Origin of the sequence: Ancylobacter sp. 3268 (assembly GCF_031456575.1) — a bacterium.
In the GTDB taxonomy this organism is placed as follows: Bacteria; Pseudomonadota; Alphaproteobacteria; order Rhizobiales; family Xanthobacteraceae; genus Ancylobacter.
In genome coordinates, this window is the sequence record NZ_JAVDUX010000006.1 from 163,676 (window position 1) to 186,772 (window position 23,097).

Here is a 23,097-nt window from a genome sequence, read left to right on the forward strand (position 1 = left end):
GCGCGGGCAGGGGATGGCGACCGCCGCGGCCGGCGATTTTCGCCTGTGCGGCAGGTGATTTTGGGCCTGCACGGCAGGCCTTGGCGGGTTAGATTGCCGCCGGATCGGCCGCGCGCCGGTCCGGCTTCAACCGCGCGCTGCCTGCGCCAATCCGCGTGACCCGATGACGTCGCTCCCGACCCGCCCGCTTCCCCCTGCCCGCTCCGGTGCCCGCCTTCTCGTCGACACGCTGATCGCCCATGGCGTCACCCGTGCCTTCGGCGTGCCGGGCGAGAGCTATCTCGACGTGCTCGACGCGCTGTCGGACACCGAGATCGACTTCGTGGTCTGCCGCCACGAGGGCGGCGCGGCGATGATGGCGGAAGCCTCGGCCAAGCTGACCGGGCGGCCGGGCATCTGCTTCGTTACCCGCGGGCCGGGCGCCACCAATGCCAGCGCCGGCGTGCACGTCGCCCAGCAGGATTCGACGCCGATGATCCTGTTCGTCGGCCAGATCGGCCGGGCGATGCGCGGGCGCGAGGCATTCCAGGAGGTCGATTACCGCGCGGTGTTCGGCACGCTGGCCAAATGGGCGGTGGAGATCGACGACGCCGCGCGCATTCCCGAAATCCTCGCCCGCGCCTTCCGGGTGGCGACGCAGGGGCGGCCGGGACCGGTGGTGATCGCGCTGCCGGAGGACATGCTGGCCGACATTGTCGATGTGCCGGACGCTCCCGTTTTCGAGCCGGCCGAGACCTGGCCCGGCCTCACCGACATGATGCGGCTGCAGAAGCTGCTGTGGAACGCCGAGCGGCCGATCCTGATGCTCGGCGGCAGCCGCTGGAACGCGAAGGCCGTTGCGGCGGTGAAGCGGTTCGCCGAGCGCTTCGACCTGCCGGTCTGCGTCAGCTTCCGCCGGCAGATGCTGTTTCCCGCCGACCATGCCTGCTATGCCGGCGATGTCGGGCTCGGCATCAACCCCAAGCTGGTGGCGCGGCTGAAGGCCGCCGACCTCGTCATCCTCGCCGGTGGACGGCTGGGCGAGGTCCCCTCGCAGGGCTATTCGCTGTTCGGCATTCCCGACCCCGGCATCGACATCGTGCATGTCCATGCCGATCCCGACGAGATCGGCCGGGTGTTCCAGCCGGCGCTCGCCATAAATGCCTCGCCGCAGGCCTTCGCGGCGGCGCTGGAGGGCGTGCAGCCGCCGCAGACCATTCGCTGGGCGGACTGGCGGGAGGAGGCACGGGCCGACTACCGCGCCTGGAGCGACCAGCCGCCGGCCAACCCCGGCCCGGTGCAGATGGCGACGCTGGTGCGCTGGCTGCGCGCGCGGCCGGCCGACACTGCGATCTGCAACGGCGCCGGCAATTTCGCCACCTGGGTGCACCGCTTCCACCATTTCCGCGCCTATGGCAGCCAGTTGGCGCCGACTTCCGGCTCGATGGGCTACGGCTTCCCGGCGGCGATCGCGGCGAGGCGGGTGCATCCCGATCGGCTGGCGGTGGCGGTGTGCGGCGACGGCGATTTCCTGATGACCGGCCAGGAACTCGCCACCGCCGTGCAGCACAAGATCCCGGTGCTGGCGGTGGTGATCGACAACGGCATGTACGGCACCATCCGCATGCACCAGGAGCGCGAATTCCCGACGCGGGTGTTCGGCACCTCGCTGACCAATCCGGACTTTGCCGCCTATGCGCAGGCCTTCGGCGCCTTCGGCGCGCGGGTGGAACGCGACGAGGACTTCGTGCCGGCGCTCGACGCCGCGCTTGCCTCGGGCAAGCCGGCGGTGGTGCATGTGCTGCTCGACCCGGAGGCGATCACGCCGACGACGACACTCAGCGCGCTGCGCGAAAAATCGCTCGGGGACCGCTCGGTGAGCTGAAGACATTCTCCCGTCGCCTCCCGCGGAAGCCGGATGGCTTTTGCCCCGGCAACCGATCGCAATACCGAAGCCCCCACCGATCCGGCGCCTCCGCCGGCCCGGCGGGCTCCAGTCCGGTGACGCCATGTTCCGCTTTCGCCTTCTCGGCCTCCTCGTGTCGCTCCTTACCCTCGGATCGGCGACGGCGCGGGCTGAGCCTAGCTGGTACGGCGCCGAGCAGGGCGGGAGCGTGCATCTGGTGCTCGGCGACAGGGCGACCGGCAAGCGGGTGGTCGACATCGCCTGCCTGCCGGGCAGCGGCACGCTCACCGTGCGCTCGCTGATCGGCTCGAACGGATTGCTGCCCGGCGAGGCGGCCGAGGTGATGCTGGAGAATAATCGCGCCCGGGTGAGCTTTCCCGGCAAAGCGATCGCCAATGAGGAGAGCGGCGGCATCGATGTGGAGGGTCACGGCCCGCTCGGCGGGCTGGCCACCATCGTGAAGACCAACCGCCCCTTCGTGATGGCCGTGAAGGGCGCGCGCTTCATCATGAGCCAGGCGGGCATGGCCGAGCCCTATGCGGCGCTGCTCGCCGGCTGCAGCAAGGGCTGACCCGACCGCTCCCGGAGCAATCTCCGCAAAAGGACGCAGTGATTTGGCGGAGAGAATTGCGGAGAAGCAACGAGCTGGAGCGTTTGCGGAGAACCGGCTTTCACCGGAAACGCTCTAGCGGCAGGTAAGACGTCCATCGACATTGGCGATGTCGCGGCCGGTGCACCAGCTGGCCGCGGTGGTGGCGTCGACCCAGCGGCCCTTCATGTCCTGACAGCTCGCCTTGAGCCAGCCGGCCGACATGCGCACATCGCGGCAGCTGCCCATATAGGAGCCCTGCGGCGGCCGCTCTCCCCACGAAGAGGTGGTCTTGCACACGAGGCGGCCATCCTCATTGGAGATGTCGTTGCCCGGCGCGCACCAGGAGATCGCCATATTGGCCTCGACCCAGCGCCCCGAACGGTCGCGGCACGAGGCGCGCAGCCAGCCGGCGACGTTGCGAATGTCCTGGCAGGATTGCTGGTAGCTGCCCGGCGGCACCGATTGGGCGCTCGCCGGCGCGATGGCCGGACCGAGCAGCGTGGCGGCGAGCAAGACGATGAAGAGGACGGCGAGGCAACGGCGCGGCATGACGGCGTCTCCGGGCGCGGGCGCCGGGCCGACGCCTCAGCGCATGATCGCCCGACATGTGCCTGCCGGCCCGCGAGGACAAGGAGAAGTGGCCGGCGTGGTAAATGCCCGCCACGCCGGCAGCCATCGACACCGACATACCAGCCGACGGCAGCACCTCGAAGGCGACGAGGCGCCCCGATGATATCCCTCGGCACCGTGCGGATCGGGGCGACCCCGGCAGGCCGCCTCCGGCTTCTCCACCCCGGCAATATCGGCGATGGCTGCCGCCGCCTCTACCTGAACGCTCCAGCCGCCTTGCAGCGGCCGGTGCCGGAGTTCAGGCGGCGTCGCCTAGGCGGCGCCCCTGGCGAGTTCGCCGGACAGCGCGCGGGCGATCAGCGCGCGGGTCTCCGGGATGCCGTAGGCGGCGACGAAGGTGCCGAAGCGCGGGCCTTCCTTTTCGCCCAGCAGCAGCTCGTACAGCGCGCTGAACCAGGCGAAGGACACGCCCGGCCCGCCATCCGGCCCCTTGCGCTTGAGGTCCTGATAGCGCGGCACCGGACGGGCAACATCGAGCACCGCGTTCTGGATGGCATCGCGATCGGTGCCGTCGAGCGGCGCCAGCGCGGCGTCGAGGCGGGCGAGCGCATCGGCCTCCACCTCGTCAGCCAAGCGGAAGGCCCGACGCGGCTTCACCCGATCGATGAAGTAGCGCACCGCATAGCCGGCCAACTGGTCCATATGCGGGTGGGTCTGCGCCGTCACGCCCGGCGCATAGCGGCCGATGAAGCGCCACAGCACGCCCTTGTCCTCGGCATTGGAGGCCGAGGCGAGCTTGAGCAGCAGGCCGAACGAGACCGGCAGATCCAACGCCGGCGGATTGCCGGAATGGATGTGCCACACCGGATTGCCGAGCCGGCTCTTCCAATCCTGCGTCGGGTAGCGGGCGAGGAAGCTGTAATATTCGTCGACCGCCTTGGGGATGACGTCGAAGTGCAGCTTCTTCGCCGAGCGCGGCGACTGGAACATATACAGCGCCAGGCTCTCGGGGCTGGCATAGGTCAACCACTCGTCGATCGACAGGCCATTGCCCTTCGACTTGGAGATCTTCTGGCCGACCTCGTCGAGGAAGAGTTCGTAGACGAAATGCTCCGGCGCCACGCCGTCGAGGATCTCGCAGATGCGGTCATAGATCGGCGCGTTGGTCTGGTGGTCCTTGCCGAACATCTCGAAATCGACGTCGAGTGCCGCCCAGCGGGCACCGAAATCCGGCTTCCACTGCAGCTTCACCTGGCCGCCGGTGACCGGGACGGTCTTGTCCACCCCGTCCTCGTCGGTGAAGGTGATGGTGCCGGCCTTGGCGTCCACCGCCTTCAGCGGCACGTAGAGCACGCGGCCCGAGGTCGGCGAGATCGGCAGGAACGGCGAATAGGTCGCCTGCCGCTCCTCGCCCAGCGTCGGCAGCATCACCTCCATGATGGCCTCGTACTTCTCCGCCGCCTTCAGCAGCACCGCATCGAGCTTGCCGGCCTTGTAGTAATCAGTGGCGCTGGCGAACTCGTAATCGAAGCCGAAGGTGTCGAGGAAGCGCCGCAGCATGGCGTTGTTATGCGCGCCGAAGCTCGGATAGCCGCCGCCGAACGGGTCCGGCACCACGGTGAGCGGCATCTGCAGATAGGGCTTCAGCGCGGCGGGATCCGGCACGTTGTCCGGGATCTTGCGCATGCCGTCCATGTCGTCCGAGAAGCACAGGAGCCGCGTCGGGATCTCGCCGCCGGTCAGCACATGGAAGGCGTGGCGCACCATGGTGGTGCGCGCCACCTCGCCGAAGGTGCCGATATGCGGCAGTCCCGAGGGGCCGTAGCCGGTCTCAAACAGCACCTCGGCCTTCGGTTTCCGCTTCAGGCGCTCGACGATCTTGCGGGCTTCCTCGAACGGCCAGGCGCCGGCGGTCTGCGCCAGCTCCCGCAGTTCGGTTGCAACATCCTCGACCTGAGCGGTCGCCGTCATGATGGGTCTCTCCCGACCTTGAAGAATGGGCGCGGACACTAGGCAGTCGCACCCGCAGCGTCAATCGATGCGGCGAAAACAGCCTCCTTGCATGAATGTTCCCTCTATGTTCTGATCGCAGTCAAGCGATGGGGGACGAGGTGGGGCCGATGATGCCGGCAGTGCGGAGGATGCCTATCCGGCGCGCGCCGGCGGCCTCAATAGACGCCGATGGGAAACCAGCGCAGATAGAGGTCGACATAGGCGCCGTTTTCCCAGATCTGCGCCAGCGCGTAATTGAGCGACTGGCGCAGCGCGTCGTCGCCGCGCCGGACGGCGATGCCCATGCCCTCGCCGAAATACAGGCTCTCGGTGAACGGACCGCCGGCAAAGGCGCAGCAGCCCTCGGACGACGAGCCGTTGAGCCAGAAGGCCAGCTGCACGCCATCGCCGAAGACCAGGTCGACCTCGCCCTTGCGCAGCGCGGCGCGGGCGTCTTCCGGCGTCGGAAAGGAGCGGATGGCGACCTCGGCGAAGAAATCGCGCAGATAGGCCTCATGGGCCGTGCCGGCGACGACGCCGACGGTTTTCGACGCCACGAGATCGGGCGTGACCGCCGGCATCACATCCGGCTTGCGGGCGACGAAACGGGCCGGCGAGCGGAAATAGCGGTCGGAGAAATCCACCGCCTCGCGGCTCGCCGACGAGATTGCCAGCCCGGCAATGGCGGCATCCGCCTTGCCGGCGGCGAGCGCCTCGGTCAGCGCCTCGAACGGCACCACCTCCAGCGAGCAGGTGATGGCGAGCTCGGAGCAGATGGCGCGGGCGATGTCGATGTTGAAGCCGGTCGGGCGGCCGTCCTCGCCGCGGAAACTGAAGGGCGGGTAGTCCTCGGTGGTGACGAAGCGGATCTGCACCGGCACGCGGGCGACGTCCGGCTTTTCCGGCCGGCGCTTCGGGTCCCAGAAGCCGGGCACCGCAACATCGACCGCCGCGGCGGAGGCAGGGGCCCGGCCCGCCGCGGAGGCGGAGGCGGAGGGCGCGGAGGGGTGGGCCGCGGAGGGCATCTGCTGTGCGGCCGCGGGGGGCGGCGGAACAATCAGCCCACCGGCGACGAGAAGCGCGGCGGCAAGGCCACAGAAGATGGATTTCGTCGTCGCGTACCGCACCTGGCGCCTCGATCACGCTTCGGCCGATTGCAGGCCAGCCTCGATCTTGTAGCGTCTCCGCGGGGCTAGGGCGAGGGGCGGCACGGCGTGAGCGGGGACGCGGCGGCGAGGCAGACGACGGATCGTGCGGGAAACGGCGCGGCCGATGTCGTTGCATATTCTGCCGCAGGCTTTGCCATGAACGCTGTCGCGGAGGCCCCCGGGAATACCGTGGGAACCTCTGCTCCATGGCATGAGGCGGCTTCGCCCGAGGCGGGACGGGACGGGGCGGAACGATACGAGGCGGCGGACCTGCCGATCGAGATCGCCGGGCTGGCGGGGCGGCTGCCGGACCGGCTTCTGGTCGCCGCCCGCGAACGAGCGACCCGGCTCGGCATCGGCGCCGACGAGGTGCTGCTCGCCGAGACCGCCGCCACGCCGGATCTCGTCCTGGCCGCCGCCGCGGCACGGCTCGACGTGCCGGTGGAGCCGCTCGAGGGGACGGCGTCGGTCGCCGTGCCCCCGCCCGAGGCGCTAAGGGGCCTGATGCGCAGCGGGCTGATGCGCCAACCGGACGGCAGCATCGTCGCCGCCGCGCGCGGGCTGCGGCTGCGCCGCCTCGCTGCGACGCTGGAAGCGACGCCGTCGCTGCACGCACGCCTGCGGCTGACGACACCGGAACGGCTGGCGCGGCATGTGCGCCGGCACTTCGCCGAGCCGCTCGGCCAGCTCGCCGCCTTCGCCCTGCGCGACGAGAAGCCGGACCAGAGCGCGGCGACGCTTGGCATCTCCCGCTATCTCATGGTGCTTGGCGCGCTGATCTGCGTGGCGCTGGCCGGCCTGGCGCTGGTCTCCCCCGCCCTCGTGCTCATCGGCCCGGTGCTGCTGGTATCGCTGGTACTGCTCGGCTGGTCGTGCCTGCGCCTCGTCGCCTCGACCATGACGCCCGAGCCCGAGCCGCCGCCGCCGCGCGACGATGCCAGCCTGCCGGCCTACAGCCTCATCGTGCCGCTCTATCGCGAGGCGCGGGTGGTGCCGCAGCTGATCGCGGCGCTAACCGCGCTCGACTATCCGCGCGAGAAGCTGCAGGTGCTGCTGGTCATCGAGCCCGACGACGACGAGACCGCGGCGGCGTTGGCCCGCTACGCCGAACGCCCCGGCTTCGACATCCTCACCGCGCCCGACACCGGCCCGCGCACCAAGCCGAAAGCGCTGAACGCCGCCCTGCCCTTCGCGCGCGGCGCCATCGTCGGCATCTATGACGCGGAGGACATGCCGGACCCGCAGCAGTTGCGCCGCCTGCGCCGCCTTCGCCGCCCCGGCCAACCGGCGGGTCGGCTGCGTGCAGGCACGGCTCGCCATCGACAATGTCGCCGACAGCTGGATCACCCGCCAGTTCGCGGCCGAGTACGCCGCGCATTTCGACGTGGTGCTGCCGCTGCTCGCCAGCGCGCGCCTGCCGCTGCCGCTCGGCGGCACTTCAAACCATTTCCGCCGCGCCGCGCTCGACCGGGTCGGCGCCTGGGATCCGTTCAACGTCGCCGAGGATGCCGATCTCGGGGTAAGGCTGGCCCGCAGCGGCTGGCGCACCCTGGTCATCGCCTCCACCACCGACGAGGAGGCGCCCCGCACCGCCGGTGCCTGGCTGCGCCAGCGCACCCGCTGGTACAAAGGATGGATGCAGACGCTGCTGGTGCATGGGCGAGCGCCGCGCCGGCTGATCGGCGAGATCGGCTGGAGCGGCATGTTCAGCTTCCTGTTCCTGCTCGGCGGCGGCCTGGTCTCGGCGCTGATGCACCCGGTCTTCGCCCTCGCCCTGGCACTGCGCTGGAGTTTCGGCGGCGAGGTCGATGCCTCGCCCGCCAGCCTTCTGCTCGATGGCCTCGGCATCCTCGTGCTGCTCACCGGCTATGGCGCCACCATGTTCTGCACCATCATCGGCATGCGCCATCGCCGCCTCTCCGGGTTGTGGCGGGTGCTGCCGCTGATCCCGCTCTATTGGCTGATGCTGTCGGCCGCCGGCTGGCGGGCGCTGTTCCAGCTGATCGCCGCCCCGCAGCGCTGGGAGAAGACCGAGCACGGTCTCGCCCGCACCTCGCGCCGGCGGCCGGTGCGCCTGCGGCTCAGGCCGGCGCGAACCCGAGCGACGAGGCGGCGACCGACGGTGAAGCCAAGATGAGGGCAGCCGGTTTCCGCTTCGCCCTGCCCGGCCCATGCGACGTGCCGGAACGGGTGGACAGGAGAACCGATGGCTGCCCCTATCTCGGGAAGCCGCTGTCGCATCGGCGACACAAGCGGGCGGGCACCGGATGACGCGGGGCCATCGTCGTGAGGCTGATGAAGGGCGAGCGGATCGTCAGCAGGGGGGCGGCGGGAAAGGGTTGGCGAGAATCGATCACGGGAACAGGCAGCCATGGAGGCGGCTTCGCGCGCTCTCGCCGCGCGTCGTGCTGATAGCTGCGCCCCGTCATGTAGCTGCGCCCCGTCATGGACCCCGTGCAGCCTCCCCCCCGTGAAGCCATCGAGCCATCCGCACGGCATGGGCTGCCAAGCCCTCACGCCGCGCGACGCGCTCCCTCCTCCTCATCCTCGGGTTTCGACACCCCCTAATGGCGCCTGCCGCCGAAGCAAAACGGGGCGGCGAAAGGTGGCCTGCATGCTCCGTGGGGCGGGGGATGGCGCAATTGGATCGGGGCGGCCTCAGACTTCAAGTCAACAAGGCAGGGGGCGGCGGGTCTTTTGGCACCCTCGGAAAGCCATGGCCGATCGGGGGTGCACCTACGAGGAGGCTTCGACCGCGGCCGGCGGGCGCCCGGAAGGGGCAAGTTGCGGATGTTCAGCGACCGGTGAGGAAGGGATACCGCGCTGGCGGCACAGTCGTGGGCCGGAGGCCGGCGCGACCGAGTTTGGCCGGCGCAGCAACGATGTTTCCTAGCGGCTGCGACGCGAAGCCGAGGGATGGCGGCCCGCACCCTGGCTCAGAAATAGGGGCGCAGCACGTTCGCCGCTTCGGCCGGCGGCCGCTTGAGATCGAAGGGGGCGACGAAATTGCCGTCCTTGTCCATGAGATAGACGATGGCGGTGTGGTTCATCGTGTAATCGCCATTCTGCCCCGGCACCTTCTGCGCATAGGCGCGGTAGGCCCTGATCGTCGCCGCCACCTGCTCGGACGTGCCGGTGAGCGCCTGGATGCTCGGATGGAAGCTGCCGATATAGGATTTCATCGCTTCCGGCGTATCGCGTTCGGGATCCACCGTGATGAACAGGCCCTGCACCTTGCGCGCATCCTCGCCGAGATATTCGAACAGCTGCGACATCTCGAAAAGCGTGGTCGGGCAGATGTCCGGGCAATGGGTGAAGCCGAAGAATACCAGGGTCGGCGCGCCCTTGAAGCTCTCCTGAGTGACCGGCTGGCCATCCTGGTCGACGAGCGAGAAGGGCCCGCCGACGCTTGCCTGGGTGGCGACCGGCTTGGCGGACGGCAACAGCGCGAACACCGATACGGCGACGACCGCCGCACCCACGAGGAAGGCGGAGAGGAGAAGAAGCAGGCGGCGACGGGCGGGCATGCAAGGTCCACATCAAAGCCGGGGCGCCAGGTGCGGCTGCCGGTCGGCGCGAGCCACGGCTACCTTACAGGCGGCCGATCCAAGGATGCCGGAGGGCCGCAGCCAGCGACCGATCCAACATCAGAAGCAATAGGCGATACCACTGGCAATCAGATCGAAGAAAACGGCCGAACCGTGACGGGCCCACAGACCGATCGACGCAGCCAGCAGCGCCAGCCCGAGCATTCCCGTCCCGATGCGAAGGGCGAGCGAAAACGATGCACGGTGTCGCACCGGGTCGGGCATGGCCGTTGGAAATTTCTCGCTCATGGCCGCGGCTCCCGCCGGAACATTGTGCTCCAGCCTGCATTCTAGGTCATTATCCATGATGCCATTTCGTGGAGAGAGGTATTATTCGACAGTCTTTTCCGCATGTTTCAGCTATTGACTATAGGCCCGCTACCGTCATCGATGACATTGAGGATTGCGAGGGGGGACCGCATCTCATGGCCAAGGCTGGCGTTTCCGACGAACCGGGGTTGCACGGTCGTGCAGCCGTGGCGCGGCGTTCGTCACGAGGCGGGGATGTGGATGTGCACAGCGCGCTCGATTTCCTGAGCGACGGTTTTGCCCTGTTCGACGCCGACGACCGCCTCGTCGTCCACAATGCCCGCTTCATCGAGCTGTTCCCTTTCCTCTCCGCGCTCGGCGATCTCGAAGGTTTGAACTTCTTCGCCCTCGCCTCGGTGCCGTGCGGCGAATGGAGCCGGGTGAGCGATCCCGATGCCTATGTCGTCGAGCGCATGCGCCGCCACCACCTCGCCGATGGCGAGCCCTTCGACATTCCGCTGGAGACCGGCGGCTGGGCACGGGTGCGCGAGCGTCGTACCCCCACCGGCGGCATCGTCTCCACCTGGACCGACATCAGCGAACTGAAGGAAGTGGAGCAGAAGCTGCGCGACGCCATCAACGGCATCGGCGAGGGCTTCATCCTGCTTGACCCCGATGGGCGGATCATCCTCACCAATGCCAGCATGGGCCGGCTCTTCGCCTCGGCGGGAGTCGCGCTGAAGGCCGGCGAGCGCTTCGAGGATGCCATCGCGGCGGCGCAACAGGCGGGGCTGTTCGCCCCCGGCACCAATGGCGACATGCTGGGGCTGCTCGCCGGCCGCCCCGGTCCCGATGCCGAGCGGCGGGTCGAGATCGCGCTCGGCAACGGCATCTGGCTGCTGGCCGGACACCGGCGCATGGAGGATGGCTGCCTCGTCGCCATCTGGACCGATGTCACCGCGCAGAAGCGCCGCGAGCAGGAACTCATCGACGCCCGCTCGCAAGTGGAGGAACAGGCGGCGGCGCTCACCGAATTCGCGCGCCTGGTGTCGCGGCAGGCCCGCAGCGACGCGCTGACCGGGCTGCCCAACCGCTTCGCACTCGAAGAGCGCATCGACCAGCTCCTCGCCGAGGAAGAGGACCAGCCGGAAATCTGGCTCGGCTTCATCGATATCGATCACTTCAAGACCGTCAACGACCTTGTCGGCCACGCCGCCGGCGACCGGCTGCTGGTCGACTTCGCGCTGTTCCTGCGCAGCCGGCTGCGCACCGACGACCTGATCGCCCGCATAGGCGGCGACAGCTTCGCGGTGCTGCTGGTCGGGGTCGACGAGAGCGAGGCACAGCGCATCGTCACCCGCCTCGCCACCGCCACCCGCAGCCATCCGTTCCTCATCAACGGACACAGCTTCGCGCTCAATCTGAGCATCGGCCTTGCCCGCACCGGCGGGCCGACCTCTTCGGCAAGCGCGCTGCTGGTGTGCGCCGATACCGCCTGCTGCGTGGCGAAAGAATCCGGTCGCGACCGGGTGCAGCTCTACGACGCCGGCGACCCCAAGGTCTCCGATACCAATGAGCGGGTAAGCTGGGCCGAGCGCATCCGCAGCGCGCTGGAGCTCGACCGCCTCATTCTCGACCTCCAGGCGATCGTCGGCGTCGACGGCGAGCCGCTGGGCTACGAGGCGCTGATCCGCCTTGCCGACGATGACGGCGGGGTCCATGGCCCGGCGCATTTCCTGCCCGCCGCCCAACGGCTCGGGCTCATGCGGCGGATCGACAGCTGGGTGTGCCGACGCGCTGTCTCCTATGCCGCGCGGCTGGTGCGACGTGGCGTGACACGCTACATCTCGGTCAATATCGGCGCGCGCGCCCTGGCCGACACCGGTTTCCAGAAGGAGTTCATCCAACTCCTCGACCTGCATCCCGGCTGCGAGGCGGCGCTCCGGATCGAGATCACCGAGACCGAGGCCATCCACAGCCTCGACGAGGTCACCCCCCTGCTTTCGCAGCTGCGCGGGCGCGGCATCCGGGTTTATCTCGACGATTTCGGCAATGGCTACAATTCGTTCGACACGCTGAAGCAGCTGCCGGTCGACGGCATCAAGATCGACTGGCGGGTGACGCGCGACCTGCTCGACGACCCCATCGACGAGGCCCTGATGAAGGCGGCGATCTCCATCGCCCATTCGCTCGACCTCGAACTCGTCGCCGAGGGGGTGGAGACCGATGCCCAGCTCAGCAAGCTGCGCCAGCTCGGCGTCACCAAGTACCAGGGCTTCTACTTCCACCACCCGCAGACCGCGGAAGCCGCCCTCGGCTGACGCATCGGCCCCGACATGGCCGGGCGGTCGGGCAGCCGTAGCGGCGGCGCGTCCACCACACGCCTCCGGCCCGCTTCAGGCGGCAGCGTCGAGCAGCACGGCCTCGCTGAGATCGAAGGCAAGCGCCAGCGGCGCCCCCACCGGGGCGCTGGCCACGATATCCGCGCCGGTGACCCGCGTTTCGACCAGCCCGATGCCCTCCACCACCACGCGGGTGATGGTGTGCGAGCCCTGATAGATGTGCGCCTCCACCTTGCCGGTGACGACGTTCGGCCCGGCCGCGCCCGCCGACACCGGCCGCACATGTTCGGGCCGCAGGAAGGCGCGCACCTGCCGGCCCGGCGCAAAGCCGGAGGCGGGCACGGCGGGAAAGACGAGCGGACCGACGCCGGGCAGCACCAGCGAGGCGGTGCCGTCCTTCAGCTCGCACCGCCCCGGCGGCAGCGCGTTGATCTCGCCGATGAAGGAGGCGACGAAACCGTTGGCCGGCTGGCGGTACAGCTCGATCGGCGCCGCGACCTGCTGCACCGCGCCCTTGTTCATCACCACGATGCGGTCGGAAAGCGACAGCGCCTCGCCCTGATCATGGGTGACGAAGATGGTGGTGAGCCCGGTCTTGCGGTGCAGTTCGGACAGTTCGACCTGCATCTGGGCGCGCAGGTTCTTGTCGAGCGCCGACAGCGGCTCGTCGAGCAGCAGCACCTTGGGACGGATGACGATGGCGCGGGCCAGCGCCACGCGCTGCTGCTGGCCGCCGGAAAGCTGACGCACGCGGCGGGCCTCGAAGCCCTCCAGCTTCATCATGGCGATGGCGCGGGCGACCTCCTTCTCCACCTCGGCGGCGGGAAGCCTGCGCATCTTCAGGCCGAAGGCGATGTTGTCGTGGACGTTCATATGCGGAAACAGCGCATAGGACTGGAATACCATGCCGATATCGCGCCGGTAGGGCTCCAGATCGGTGATGTCGGTGCCGTCCACGACAATCTTGCCGGCGGTGGGGGTGACGAAACCGGCGATCATGCCGAGAAGGGTCGACTTGCCGCAGCCCGAGGGGCCGAGCAGGGTGACGAACTCGCCCTTGCCAATCGTGAGCGACACGTCGGCGACGCCGACCGCCGAGCCGAAGTCCTTCCGCACCCGCACGATGTCGACGGCGCTGCCGGTCTCCTTCGACGGATGGATGATGGCGGTCTCAGTCATGGTCTCAGGCATCTCCGGCAAGGTCAGTTCACGGCGGTCAGTGCGTGTCGATGGCAAGGACACGGCGCAGCCCGATGGTGCGGTCGGCCACCAGCATGATGAGCGTGGTGGCGATGATGAGCAGCGCCGAGATCGCCGACACGGTGGGGTCGGCATATTCGCGGATGTAATTGTACATGGCGACCGGCAGCGTCTGGGTGCGCGAGCCGGTGACGTAGAGCGAGGCGGTGAACTCGGTGAGCGACAGCACCGCGGCGATGAGCCAGCCGCCCGCCATGCCCGGCACCACCAGCGGCAGGGTGACCCGCGTCAGCACCTGGAACGGCGAGGCGCCGAGATTGGCGGCGGCGCGGGCCAGCGCCGGATCGATATTGGCGAGGCTGACATGCACCGCGCGGGTCACGAACGGCATGACCAGCACCATGTGCGCCAGCACGATCATCACATAGCCCTGCTGCACCCCGAAGGCGCCGCCGAGCAGCAGGAAGCCGAAGCCGAGGGTGAAGTGCGGGATGATCAGCGGCGACCACAGCACGCCTTCCAGCAGGCCGCGGCCGCGGAACTCGTAGTGGTGGATCAACCAGGCGAAGGCGGAACCGACGATCAGGGCCAGCGTCGAGGCGCAGGCGGTGACGATCAGCCCGTTCTTGAAGGCGATCTGGAAGTCCGGATAGGTCACCGCCTTGACGTACCAGTCGAACGACACGCCCTGCGGCGGGAAGGCGAGGATCTCGGTGGGATTCACCGAGGTCATCAGCACCACGATGGTCGGCAGCGTCATATAGGTCAGCAGCGCGACCACGAGGCTCCAGAAGGCGATGGAGCCGATTTTTTGCGACCGCATGGGCCAGGCTCCTCAGTTGACCGCGAGGCGCCGCTCGATGCGGCCGGTGACGCCCTTCATCAGCGCGAGGCTGCCGAGGGCGCAGACAAGGGCGATCAGGCTCAGCGTCGCGGCGAAGGGCAGGTTGAGCACCGAGAAGCCCTGGAGATAGGCGAGATTAGAAATCATCAGGATCTTGCCGCCGCCGATGAGCTGGGGGGTGGAGAAGGCGCTCATGGTCCAGGCGAACACCACCACGATGCCGGACAGGATGCCCGGCAGGGTCAGCGGAAGGGTGACCCGCCAGAACACCGCCGAAGGCGAGGCGCCGAGATTGGCGGCGGCGCGCTCGCAATCGCGGTCGACATGGGCGATGGCGGTAGCGAGCAGGATGATCATCACCGGCATGGAGAACTGCACCAGCGCCACCACCACGCCGAAGCGGGTGTACATGAGCTGGATCGGCATATCGATGACGCCGAGCTTGCGCAGCACCGAGTTGATGAAGCCGTCGGTGCCCAGCGTGAGCATCCAGGAGAAGGTGCGCACGATCTCGCCGGTGAACAGCGGGGTGATGGACAGCGAAACCAGCGCCGAGCGCACCCAATCGCGCTTCGCCCGCACCAGCGCATAGGCGACCGGGTAGGAAGCCAGCAGCGAGAACACGGCAGTGAGCAGGCTGATGAAGAAGGTATCAGCCAGCACCCACCAGTAGATCGGCTTGTTGAGAGCGGCGAAGTTGGCGAAGGTGAAGCCACCCACATTCAGCGAGCCGGGGATGAACTCGCGCACGCTGTATTGCAGCACCTCGAAGATGGCGGCGGCCAGGATCACCGCGGTGAGCACCGCCGGCGCCAGGAAGGTGATGAAGAAGGGGCGCTTCTGGATCATCGGTTCTCGGGTCTCAGGACAGAGGCCCGGCCGGCGACACGGGCCGCCGGCCGGGAAACGGGCATAGCGGCGATCAGTGCATCATGTTCTCGGTGAACCACGCCTTCCACTGCGGCAGCAGGGTGGCATAGGTCTTGTCGTCGAGCACGATGGCCCCCTTCTCGATCTCTTCCTGACTGGTGAAGATGCCCGGCAGCTTGGCAACTTCCGGATCCAGCTTGGCTTCACCGCTCATCGGCGAGCACTTGTGGAAGTTGCACAGCTTGGCCAGCATTTCCGGCTCGAGCGCGATGTTGAGGAACTGCTCGGCAAGCGCCTTCTTCTTCGAGTTCTTGTTGATGCCCCACACGTCGGTGCCGGCAACCGCGCCTTCCTTCGGCACGTCGATCTCGACCGGGATACCGAGCTTCTGGATGTGGTAGCCGTTGATGTTCAACAACACCTGCACCGGGGTCTCGCCGGTGCGGATTAGGTTCTGGCTGGTGGCGTCCGACTGGTAGAAGGCCTTGATGCTCTTCTTCAGCTCAAGCAGCTTCGGCTTCACCTTGTCCCACTCTTCCGGCTTCACGCCGGCAAGCTTGGTGGCGGCGATGATGACATGGCTGGGGTCGAAGTCCGGCAGGCCGAGCTTGCCGGCAACCTCGGCGCCCCACAGGGTCTCCCAGCTGTCGATCTTGAAGTCCTTCGGCATCAGGTCGGTGCGGAAGGCGGGCGTGTAGACATAGACATAGTCGGCGACGGTGTAGTCCGAGCGCTTCGCCATCGGGTAGAGCTTGGCGGCGTTCGGGATCTTGGACCAGTCCAGCTTCTCCATCAGTCCGTCGGAATGATAGAGGTAGCCGACATGGGCGGTGGTGTTGATGAGGTCCGACTCGGGATTGTCGCGGGCGACCTTGGCCTTGGCCAGGCGGTCCAGCGTGCCACCGGTGATGTACTCCACCGGGACGCCGGTGCGCTTGGTGAATTCCTTGCCGACGATGTCGACGCCTTCCTTCCAGTTGCCACCCCAGGTGCTGATCACCAGCTTCTCCTGGGCCGAGGCGACGGTCGCCGAGGCCATGACGGCAAATGTACCGGCGACGACGGCACCCAGTGCGAATGCAAACTTCTTCATAGTTCCACCTCTCTTCATTGGGCGGCTTGAGCCACCGGTTCTTGCGGTCGCGGCATCGTCGGTCGCGGACCTGCGTGCACGCGGCCTAGTAGCCGCGGGCGGGATCGATTTCGTGCAGCGGCGGCTGGCCGGCACGCACGCGACGGATGCTCTCGGCGACGTCGCGGGCGGCGAGCGCCGGCACGGTGATGCTCGCCATGTGCGGCGTGATGAACACGTTGTCGAGCGCCCAGAACGGGTGCTCGGACGGCAGCGGCTCGACGTTGAAGACGTCCAGCGTCGCCTCGGCGATGGCACCGGAGGTGAGCGCGGCGATCAGCGCCGCCTCGTCGACCACCGGCCCGCGCGACGCGTTGATGAACTTGGCGCCCTTCGGCATCAGCGCCAGCTCGGCGGCGCCGAGCAGGCCACGCGATTCGCGGGTGAGCGGGATGAGGCTGACCAGGATCTCGCTTTCGGCAAGGATGGTCTCCAGCCCCTCGCGCCCGGTGAGCGAGCGCACGCCGGGGATGGCCTTGCTCGACCGCGACCAGCCGGAAACGGCATAGCCCATCTGCGCCAGCATGGCGGCCGCCGGGGCACCGAGCTCGCCGAGGCCGAGCACGCCGACCGTGATGTCGGCGAGCGGGCGCGGATGCACATATTCCCACTCGCCACGCCGCTTGGCGCGTTCGAAGACGTGCATGTCGCGGGCGTAGCGGGTGACGGCGAAGACGACATAGCTCGTCATCATCGCCACCATGCCGGGGTCGTTGAGGCGGGAGAAATGCACCGGCACGAGGTCGTCGCGATTGACCAGCCGGTCCACGCCGGCGCCAAGATTGGTCACCAGCCTGAGGTTCGGAAAGCGGGCGAAGAATCCGTCCGGCGGGGTCCAGGCGAGCACGTAGCGCACCTCGGACGGATCGCCGACCTCGGGATCCACGCGAAAATCGAGATCCGGCAGCTCGTTGGCGAGCGCCTGGCGCCATTCCTCGGCGCTATCGACAGGGCTGTAGAAAACCAGCGCATCGCGTCCCATCACAGAGCGTCCCAAGCTGTTGCCTCGACCATGAGGCGCGCAGGGTGGGCGAAGCACTGCATCGGGGGCAACTCCTATCGGTGTTTTTCCTGACAGGAAATGTTGCGGCTGCGAGCTAAATAGAAAAATACTTTTTATTGTTACCCAAGATTGGAAAACTAAATCTAGTCGTCGTGACGGCGCGTGGGCGACAAAAAGGCGACGATCGCCTCGCCGTCGCGCTGCGAGGAGGCGCGCAGCGTCGATTCCTCGCGCGAAATCAGCGTCTCGCCCGGCCGGACGATCACCGAGCCGACGCGGTCGCCGACCTGCCAGGTGCCGGTGACGGCGTGCAGCACGACGAGGCCGTCATCCGGCACCGCCAGCAGCGGCTCGTTGGCACCCATCACCGGCATCACCTGCGCATTCCAGCGCCCGCGCCGGGTCATGACGTTGAGCACCTGCGCCGGCCCTTCCGGCAACACCGAGCGCGGCTGCAGCACGCTGTCGAAATAAAGCGGCTCGAGCCGCTTCAGCTCCCGGGTCTCGCCACCGAAGACCAGCCCGAGCGGACTGACGCTGAGACGGGTGATGTGGCGATCAATGCCGGGGAAGGAAGAGAATGCTCCTTCGGTGACGATGGGTGCCAAGCTGAGGCGGATGTCGAAATTCTCCTGCGTCGCGCCATCGGGGAACAGGAACACGTCGCTGGTGACGCCGCCGCCGTTCTTCCACGGCGTGACGACATAGTCGGACATGGTCAGGACTTTCAGCGACATGATGCACTCCCGCGCCGCCGGACTCGCCGGCAACGCACCCCTCGGCCAAAGAGGCGGGAGACTAGCCAGCGTCGTCACGCTCCGGCAATCGCAAGAAGCGGAGCCGTGGCAACAGTTTGCCGATGGATTGCATAGGGCGTGGTTATGGAAGCCGGAACCGCTCTGCGCCCTCTCCATGAGACGGCCGGCCGACAGGACGGGCAGCGGGGGGGGAGGCCGCGCCCCACCTACCGTATCGTCACCCGCGGTGACAGGGTGCCGGGGGCGAAGACGCCGCTGGCGGAAAACGATTCCTTCAAATGCCGGGCGAACACCTCCACCGCCGGGCGCGGGGCCTGGCGTCGCAGCCGCAGGCTGACCAGATGCACCGGCTCCAGCCGCTCCACCAGCGGCACCGCCGCCACGCGGCAGCCATCATGCGTGGTCTGGGTGCGCGGCATGACGTTCTGGATGGTGTAGCCGCGCCCGTGGCCGACCAGGCCGCGGGTGAGCTCATAGGCTTTGGAGCGGAAGGCGATCTTCGGCTCGATGCCGACCGAGCGGAACAGGCCGAGGAAATAGTCGCGCGAATGCGGCAGGTCGAGCAGGATGAAGGGCTCGTCCTTCAGATCGGCGAGCCGGACATTGTCGCGCTGGGCAAGCGGATGATCGGGGTGCAGCACCACATAGGGCGGCAGTTCCGCCAGCGGCTCGGCCACCACCTCTTCCGGCACCGCGAATTCATAGGAGAAGGCCAGTTCGGTGCGGCCGGAGATGATGGCGTCGAGGATCTGCGCCTGGTCACCCTCGTCGAGGCTGACCGAGATGCCGGGATGGCTCTCGGCAAAGTCGGAGAGCAGGCTCGGCATGAAGTGGGTGGCGAGCGTCCAGAAGCAGCCCACCGTGATTTCGCCGCGCACCTCGTCCGCCATCGCCCGGGCGTTCTGGCCGAAGTCGCGGGCGTGGTTGAGCAGCAGGCGCGCCTCGTTGATGATGCGGGTGCCGGCGATGGTGGTGGTGACGCCCTTGGCATGATGGCGCACGAAGATCTGCACCCCGCATTCGGCCTCGAACTGGGCGACGGCAGCGGAGATCGACGGCTGTGAAACGTTCAGGAACTTCGCCGCCTCGGTGAGATTGCCGAAATCGGCGGTCGCCACGACGTAGCGCAGGGCCCGGAGCGACACGTTCATCGGATCACCTGCATCGCAGCTACTCGCATCGGATTTTTTTATCCCAAAAAATGAATGAAAATATTTTACCGATCTATTCCGGCGACGCAATATTTCCTCACAGGAATAAGGATGGAATCATGATCCGTACCGGCGACCAGTATCGTGAGGGACTTCAGGACGGCCGTGAGGTCTGGATGGACGGCGAGCGGGTGAAGGACGTCACCCAGCACCCGGCCTTCAAGCCGATCGTCGACGTTCGCGCCCGCATGTACGACATGGCCCATGAGACGACGTACCAGGACCGCCTGACCTACGTCGAAGACAACAAGCGCAACACCATCTTCTACAAGCCGCCGCGCGAGACCAAGGACTGGACCGACAAGGTCGAGGCCGTCGATTCGGTAATGCAGGACATTGGCGGCGTGGTCACCCGCGTCGGCGACGAGACCATCGGCGAGGTGTGGTCGCTGATCGACGGGCGCGACGTGCTCGCCGAGTTCGACCCGCGCTTCGCCGACAATGTCGACCGGCACGTGCAGAACATCTTCGACAACGACATCTTCCACATCTCGGCCAACACCGATCCCAAGGGCGACCGCTCGCTGCCGCCGCAGGAGCAGGACCCCGACATGATGGTACATGTGGTCAAGGAGACCGATGCCGGCATCGTCATCCGCGGCGCCAAATACGAGACCGCCGCGGCTTACGCCGACCAGGCCTTCCTGAAGCCGACCGTCGGCGCCTGGACCAACGAGACGCTGTCCGACTACGCGGTGGGCGGCATCATCGACATGGGCGCGCCGGGAGTGAAGCAGATCTGCCGCTCCTCCTTCGCCGGCCGCAACAACCCGAAGGACTATCCGCTCGCCAACAAATTCGACGAGGTCGAATCGCTGGTGATCTTCGACAACGTGCTGATCCCCTGGGAAAATGTGTTCTTCTACCGGCACACCAAGGCGGCGCAGTTCATCCGCGCCACGCTGCACCGCTACTCGGCCTTCCCCTATGTGCACCGCCTGCTCTATGTCGCCGACATGATGATCGGCGCGGCGATGTTCAACGCCAAGCAGACCGGCCTCGACAAGCTGCAATCTGTGCGCGAGAAGCTGGCCGACCTCGTGGTCTATCGCGAGGGCATCAACGCGCATCTGACCGCCTCGATCACGCTCGCCGAGAAGAGCCCCGGCGGGTTGCTGATGCCCAATCAGTCGATGCTCTATGCCGGCCGCGTGCATGCCTGCAGCGGCCTGCCGGCGATGATGCACATCGCCCGCGAGCTCTGCGGCGGGCAGATCTGCGTCACCCCGAATTCAGCCGCCTTCGAATCCGAGGGGTCCGGCCCGTGGCTGCAGAAGTTCTACTCGCTGAACAAGCAGTGGGAGAGCGAGGACCGCCGCAAGCTGCTGGCCTTCGCCCGCGACCTGCTCAATTCCGACTATGCCGGCCACCGGCTGACCTTCGTGCAGTTCGCGCAGGCGCCGCACTTCAACCACCTGAACGCCGTGTACAACAGCTTCGACTTCTCCGGCCCGCTCGACTTCGTGCGCAAGGCGGCCGGCCTGTCGGACAAGGTGATGGGAACCGGAAAATGAGCGAGCCGGGACACGGGCAAGGCCACGGAATTGACGCCGCCCTCTTCCGCCAGGCCATGGGGCGCACCGCCTCGGGCGTGACGGTGGTCACGACTGACGGCGACGCCGGACGTGGCGGCGTCACCGTGTCCTCGCTGTGCTCGCTGTCGATGGAACCGCCCTCGGTGCTGTTCTGCCTGCACAAGGGCAGCCGGATCCTGCCGACGCTGCTCGCCAACAAGGTGTTCGTCGCCAACATCCTCGCCCATGACCAGCACCGCGTCGCCGACAGCTTCGCCGGCCTGATCCCGGAACTGCGCGAGGACCGCTTCGCGGTGGCGGAGTGGGACGCATTGCACACCGGCTCGCCCGCCTTGCGCGATGCCCTGTGCCGCTTCGACTGCCGGATCGCCAGCGTGTTCGAATTCGGCACCCATCACATCATCGCCGGCGAAGTGGTGGCGCTGGAGAGCCTGGAGACCAAGCCGCTGGTCTATTCCAACCGCGGCTACCACAAGCTGCATGTGGTCTGAGGCATGAGCGTGGGGGCGATGCCTGTCGAGGCCGGAGCGGCGGAAGATCAACCCTCCGCCGAGTTGCTGCGCCTGCTGTCCGACCTGATCGCCATCCCCTCGATCAGCGCCGTCTCAAACCTGCCGGTCATCGACTATATCGAGGCCTATCTCGCGGGACATGGCGTCGAAAGCTGCCGCCTCCCCAACGCCGCCGGCGACAAGGCCTCGCTGCTCGCCACCATCGGCCCGGCGGATCGGCCGGGCCTCGCGCTCTCCGCCCATACCGACGTGGTGCCGGTGGAGGGGCAGGGCTGGTCGACGCCGCCCTTCGCCGCCACCATCCGCGACGGCCGCCTCTATGGCCGCGGCTCGAGCGACATGAAGGGCTTCCTCGCCACCGTGCTGGCGGCGGTGCCGGATTTCGTGCGCCGCGCCACCGTCCGGCCGGTGCATCTGTGCTTCTCCTATGACGAGGAAGTCGGCTGCGCCGGCGCGCCCGATCTCGTCGCCGCCACCGCGGCCCTGCCGGTGCCGCCGGCGCTGTGCCTGGTCGGGGAGCCGAGTTCGCTCAAGGTCGCCCGCGCCCATAAGGGCAAGTTCGCCAATCGCCTCGTCGTCACCGGCAAGGGCGGGCATTCCGCCCTGCCACACCGCGCGGCCAATGCGGTAGCCGCCGCCGCGAAGATCGTCGTCGGGCTGGAGGCGATCGGCGCCTCGCTCAGGACGATCACCGACGCCGCCTTCGAACCGCCTTACACCACGGTGCATGTCGGCTCGCTGCATGGCGGCGGGGCGCTGAACCTGGTGCCGGACCGTGCGGTGCTCGAATATGAGGTGCGCACCATTCCCGGTGCCGACGCCGCCGGAATCCGCGCGCGGATCGATGCGCTGGTCGCCGAGGTGCGCGCCGAGCTCATAGCACAGGCGCCAGAGGCCGGCATCGCGGTGGAGCCGATCAGCGCCTATCCCGGCCTCGACACCCCGGCCGACCTGCCCGCCGCCGCCAAGCTCGCGTGGCTGCTCGGCTCCAACGCGGCGCCGATCACCCTCGCCTACGGCACCGAGGCCGGGCTCTATGACGAGGCCGGCATTCCGACGCTGGTGTGCGGCCCCGGCGACATCGCCCGCGCACACAAGGCCGACGAATGGATCGGCCTCGACGAACTCGCCAGCGCCGAACGCCTGATGCGCCGGCTTGCGCTGACGCTTGGCGACGCCCCTACCGACGCGCTTTTCTGACCCCCGTCCTTCTACTCTCCAACGAGGCCCTTCCCATGGTCGTGCACACCCGCATCCGCCCGTTCAACACCAAGGAAACCTATCCCGAGCAGAAGCTGAACAACGACCTCAGCCAGGGCGTGGTGGCGCGGGGCACCATGGTGTTCCTGCGCGGCCAGGTGGCGCAGGATCTCGACACCCGCGAGAGCCTCCATGTCGGCGATGCCGGCAAGCAGACCGAGAAGGCGATGGCCAACATCAAGATGCTACTGGAGGAAGCCGGCAGCGACATGAGCCATATCTGCCGCATCGTCGTTTATCTCACCGATATCCGGTACCGCGAGGCGGTCTATCAGGAGATGGGCAAGTGGCTGAAGGGCGTGTTCCCCTGCTCGACCGGCCTCGTGGTGCCGGCGCTGGCGCGGCCGGAATGGGTGGTGGAGATCGAGGTAACCGCCGTCATCCCCGACGCCGCCTGAGCGGGAGAC

20 protein-coding genes and 1 pseudogene are annotated in these 23,097 nt (G+C 67.7%); 9 read left to right on the forward strand and 12 right to left on the reverse strand.

Annotation, left to right across the window (positions count from 1 at the left end; all coding sequences use genetic code 11):
* The first annotated feature begins 163 nt into the window (after positions 1 to 163).
* Together J2X65_RS10830 and J2X65_RS10835 are read left to right on the forward strand one after the other, a co-directional pair.
* The gene (locus tag J2X65_RS10830; RefSeq protein WP_310200919.1) at positions 164 to 1,864 is read left to right on the forward strand and encodes a thiamine pyrophosphate-binding protein; all 1,701 of its coding nucleotides are present in this window, start codon (positions 164 to 166) and stop codon (positions 1,862 to 1,864) included.
* A gap of 124 nt (positions 1,865 to 1,988) precedes the next feature.
* Complete coding sequence (locus J2X65_RS10835) at positions 1,989 to 2,456, forward strand: hypothetical protein (RefSeq protein ID WP_310200921.1); 468 nt, start codon at positions 1,989 to 1,991, stop codon at positions 2,454 to 2,456.
* 114 nt (positions 2,457 to 2,570) lie between these two features.
* On the opposite strand, the gene J2X65_RS10840 is transcribed toward J2X65_RS10835, so the two are convergent.
* The 3 genes from J2X65_RS10840 to J2X65_RS10850 form a co-directional block, all read right to left on the reverse strand.
* Positions 2,571 to 3,026 (reverse strand): CVNH domain-containing protein, encoded by a 456-nt coding sequence (locus J2X65_RS10840; RefSeq protein ID WP_310200922.1) that lies wholly within the window; start codon positions 3,024 to 3,026, stop codon positions 2,571 to 2,573.
* Positions 3,027 to 3,359: 333 nt separating this feature from the next.
* Entirely contained in the window at positions 3,360 to 5,018 is a 1,659-nt protein-coding gene (locus J2X65_RS10845; protein WP_310200923.1) for a lysine--tRNA ligase, read from the reverse strand.
* Between the two features lie 197 nt (positions 5,019 to 5,215).
* Entirely contained in the window at positions 5,216 to 5,974 is a 759-nt protein-coding gene (locus J2X65_RS10850; RefSeq protein ID WP_310200924.1) for a transporter substrate-binding domain-containing protein, read from the reverse strand.
* Between the two features lie 1,110 nt (positions 5,975 to 7,084).
* Between J2X65_RS10850 and J2X65_RS10855 the strand changes: the two are divergent.
* Both J2X65_RS10855 and J2X65_RS10860 read left to right on the forward strand, forming a co-directional pair.
* Positions 7,085 to 7,396: pseudogene (locus tag J2X65_RS10855) on the forward strand (glycosyltransferase); the annotation flags it as partial.
* A 91-nt stretch (positions 7,397 to 7,487) separates the two neighbouring features.
* Positions 7,488 to 8,324: a glycosyltransferase family 2 protein gene (locus tag J2X65_RS10860; protein ID WP_310200925.1), complete on the forward strand. Its 837-nt coding sequence runs from the start codon at positions 7,488 to 7,490 to the stop codon at positions 8,322 to 8,324.
* Positions 8,325 to 9,123: 799 nt separating this feature from the next.
* Here J2X65_RS10860 and J2X65_RS10865 read toward each other — a convergent pair.
* Together J2X65_RS10865 and J2X65_RS10870 are read right to left on the reverse strand one after the other, a co-directional pair.
* Positions 9,124 to 9,714 (reverse strand): SCO family protein, encoded by a 591-nt coding sequence (locus tag J2X65_RS10865; RefSeq protein ID WP_310200926.1) that lies wholly within the window; start codon positions 9,712 to 9,714, stop codon positions 9,124 to 9,126.
* Positions 9,715 to 9,834: 120 nt separating this feature from the next.
* On the reverse strand, positions 9,835 to 10,023 hold the full coding sequence (locus tag J2X65_RS10870) for a hypothetical protein (protein WP_310200927.1): 189 nt from the start codon (positions 10,021 to 10,023) through the stop codon (positions 9,835 to 9,837).
* A gap of 257 nt (positions 10,024 to 10,280) precedes the next feature.
* Between J2X65_RS10870 and J2X65_RS10875 the strand changes: the two genes are divergently transcribed.
* A complete protein-coding gene (locus J2X65_RS10875) occupies positions 10,281 to 12,344 on the forward strand; it encodes an EAL domain-containing protein (protein ID WP_310200928.1) in 2,064 nt (687 codons plus the stop codon).
* A 75-nt stretch (positions 12,345 to 12,419) separates the two neighbouring features.
* Here the strand turns inward: J2X65_RS10875 and J2X65_RS10880 are convergent, their stop codons facing one another.
* The 7 genes from J2X65_RS10880 to J2X65_RS10910 all read right to left on the reverse strand — a co-directional run bounded on the left by J2X65_RS10880 (position 12,420) and on the right by J2X65_RS10910 (position 19,323).
* On the reverse strand, positions 12,420 to 13,544 hold the full coding sequence (locus J2X65_RS10880; protein ID WP_310200929.1) for an ABC transporter ATP-binding protein: 1,125 nt from the start codon (positions 13,542 to 13,544) through the stop codon (positions 12,420 to 12,422).
* 37 nt (positions 13,545 to 13,581) lie between these two features.
* Positions 13,582 to 14,388: an ABC transporter permease gene (locus tag J2X65_RS10885; protein ID WP_310200930.1), complete on the reverse strand. Its 807-nt coding sequence runs from the start codon at positions 14,386 to 14,388 to the stop codon at positions 13,582 to 13,584.
* 12 nt (positions 14,389 to 14,400) lie between these two features.
* Positions 14,401 to 15,258: an ABC transporter permease gene (locus J2X65_RS10890; protein ID WP_310200931.1), complete on the reverse strand. Its 858-nt coding sequence runs from the start codon at positions 15,256 to 15,258 to the stop codon at positions 14,401 to 14,403.
* A gap of 73 nt (positions 15,259 to 15,331) precedes the next feature.
* Entirely contained in the window at positions 15,332 to 16,372 is a 1,041-nt protein-coding gene (locus tag J2X65_RS10895) for an ABC transporter substrate-binding protein (protein ID WP_310200932.1), read from the reverse strand.
* A gap of 85 nt (positions 16,373 to 16,457) precedes the next feature.
* Positions 16,458 to 17,393, reverse strand: coding sequence for a glyoxylate/hydroxypyruvate reductase A (locus J2X65_RS10900; RefSeq protein ID WP_310200934.1), 936 nt, complete (start codon positions 17,391 to 17,393; stop codon positions 16,458 to 16,460).
* A gap of 164 nt (positions 17,394 to 17,557) precedes the next feature.
* Positions 17,558 to 18,151, reverse strand: coding sequence for a HutD family protein (locus J2X65_RS10905; RefSeq protein WP_310200935.1), 594 nt, complete (start codon positions 18,149 to 18,151; stop codon positions 17,558 to 17,560).
* Between the two features lie 227 nt (positions 18,152 to 18,378).
* Positions 18,379 to 19,323, reverse strand: a complete 945-nt coding sequence (locus tag J2X65_RS10910; RefSeq protein ID WP_310200936.1) for a LysR family transcriptional regulator — start codon at positions 19,321 to 19,323, stop codon at positions 18,379 to 18,381.
* 119 nt (positions 19,324 to 19,442) lie between these two features.
* Between J2X65_RS10910 and J2X65_RS10915 the strand changes: the two genes are divergently transcribed.
* From J2X65_RS10915 to J2X65_RS10930, 4 genes are read left to right on the forward strand one after another with little or no spacing between them, the layout of a single operon-like run.
* Positions 19,443 to 20,897: a 4-hydroxyphenylacetate 3-hydroxylase family protein gene (locus J2X65_RS10915; RefSeq protein WP_310200937.1), complete on the forward strand. Its 1,455-nt coding sequence runs from the start codon at positions 19,443 to 19,445 to the stop codon at positions 20,895 to 20,897.
* Complete coding sequence (locus tag J2X65_RS10920; RefSeq protein ID WP_310200938.1) at positions 20,894 to 21,409, forward strand: flavin reductase family protein; 516 nt, start codon at positions 20,894 to 20,896, stop codon at positions 21,407 to 21,409. Before J2X65_RS10915 ends, J2X65_RS10920 begins: the two co-directional genes overlap by 4 nt.
* Positions 21,410 to 21,427: 18 nt before the next feature.
* Positions 21,428 to 22,630, forward strand: a complete 1,203-nt coding sequence (gene argE / locus J2X65_RS10925) for an acetylornithine deacetylase (protein WP_310200939.1) — start codon at positions 21,428 to 21,430, stop codon at positions 22,628 to 22,630.
* A 35-nt stretch (positions 22,631 to 22,665) separates the two neighbouring features.
* Entirely contained in the window at positions 22,666 to 23,088 is a 423-nt protein-coding gene (locus tag J2X65_RS10930; protein WP_310200940.1) for a RidA family protein, read from the forward strand.
* Positions 23,089 to 23,097: the final 9 nt, after the last annotated feature.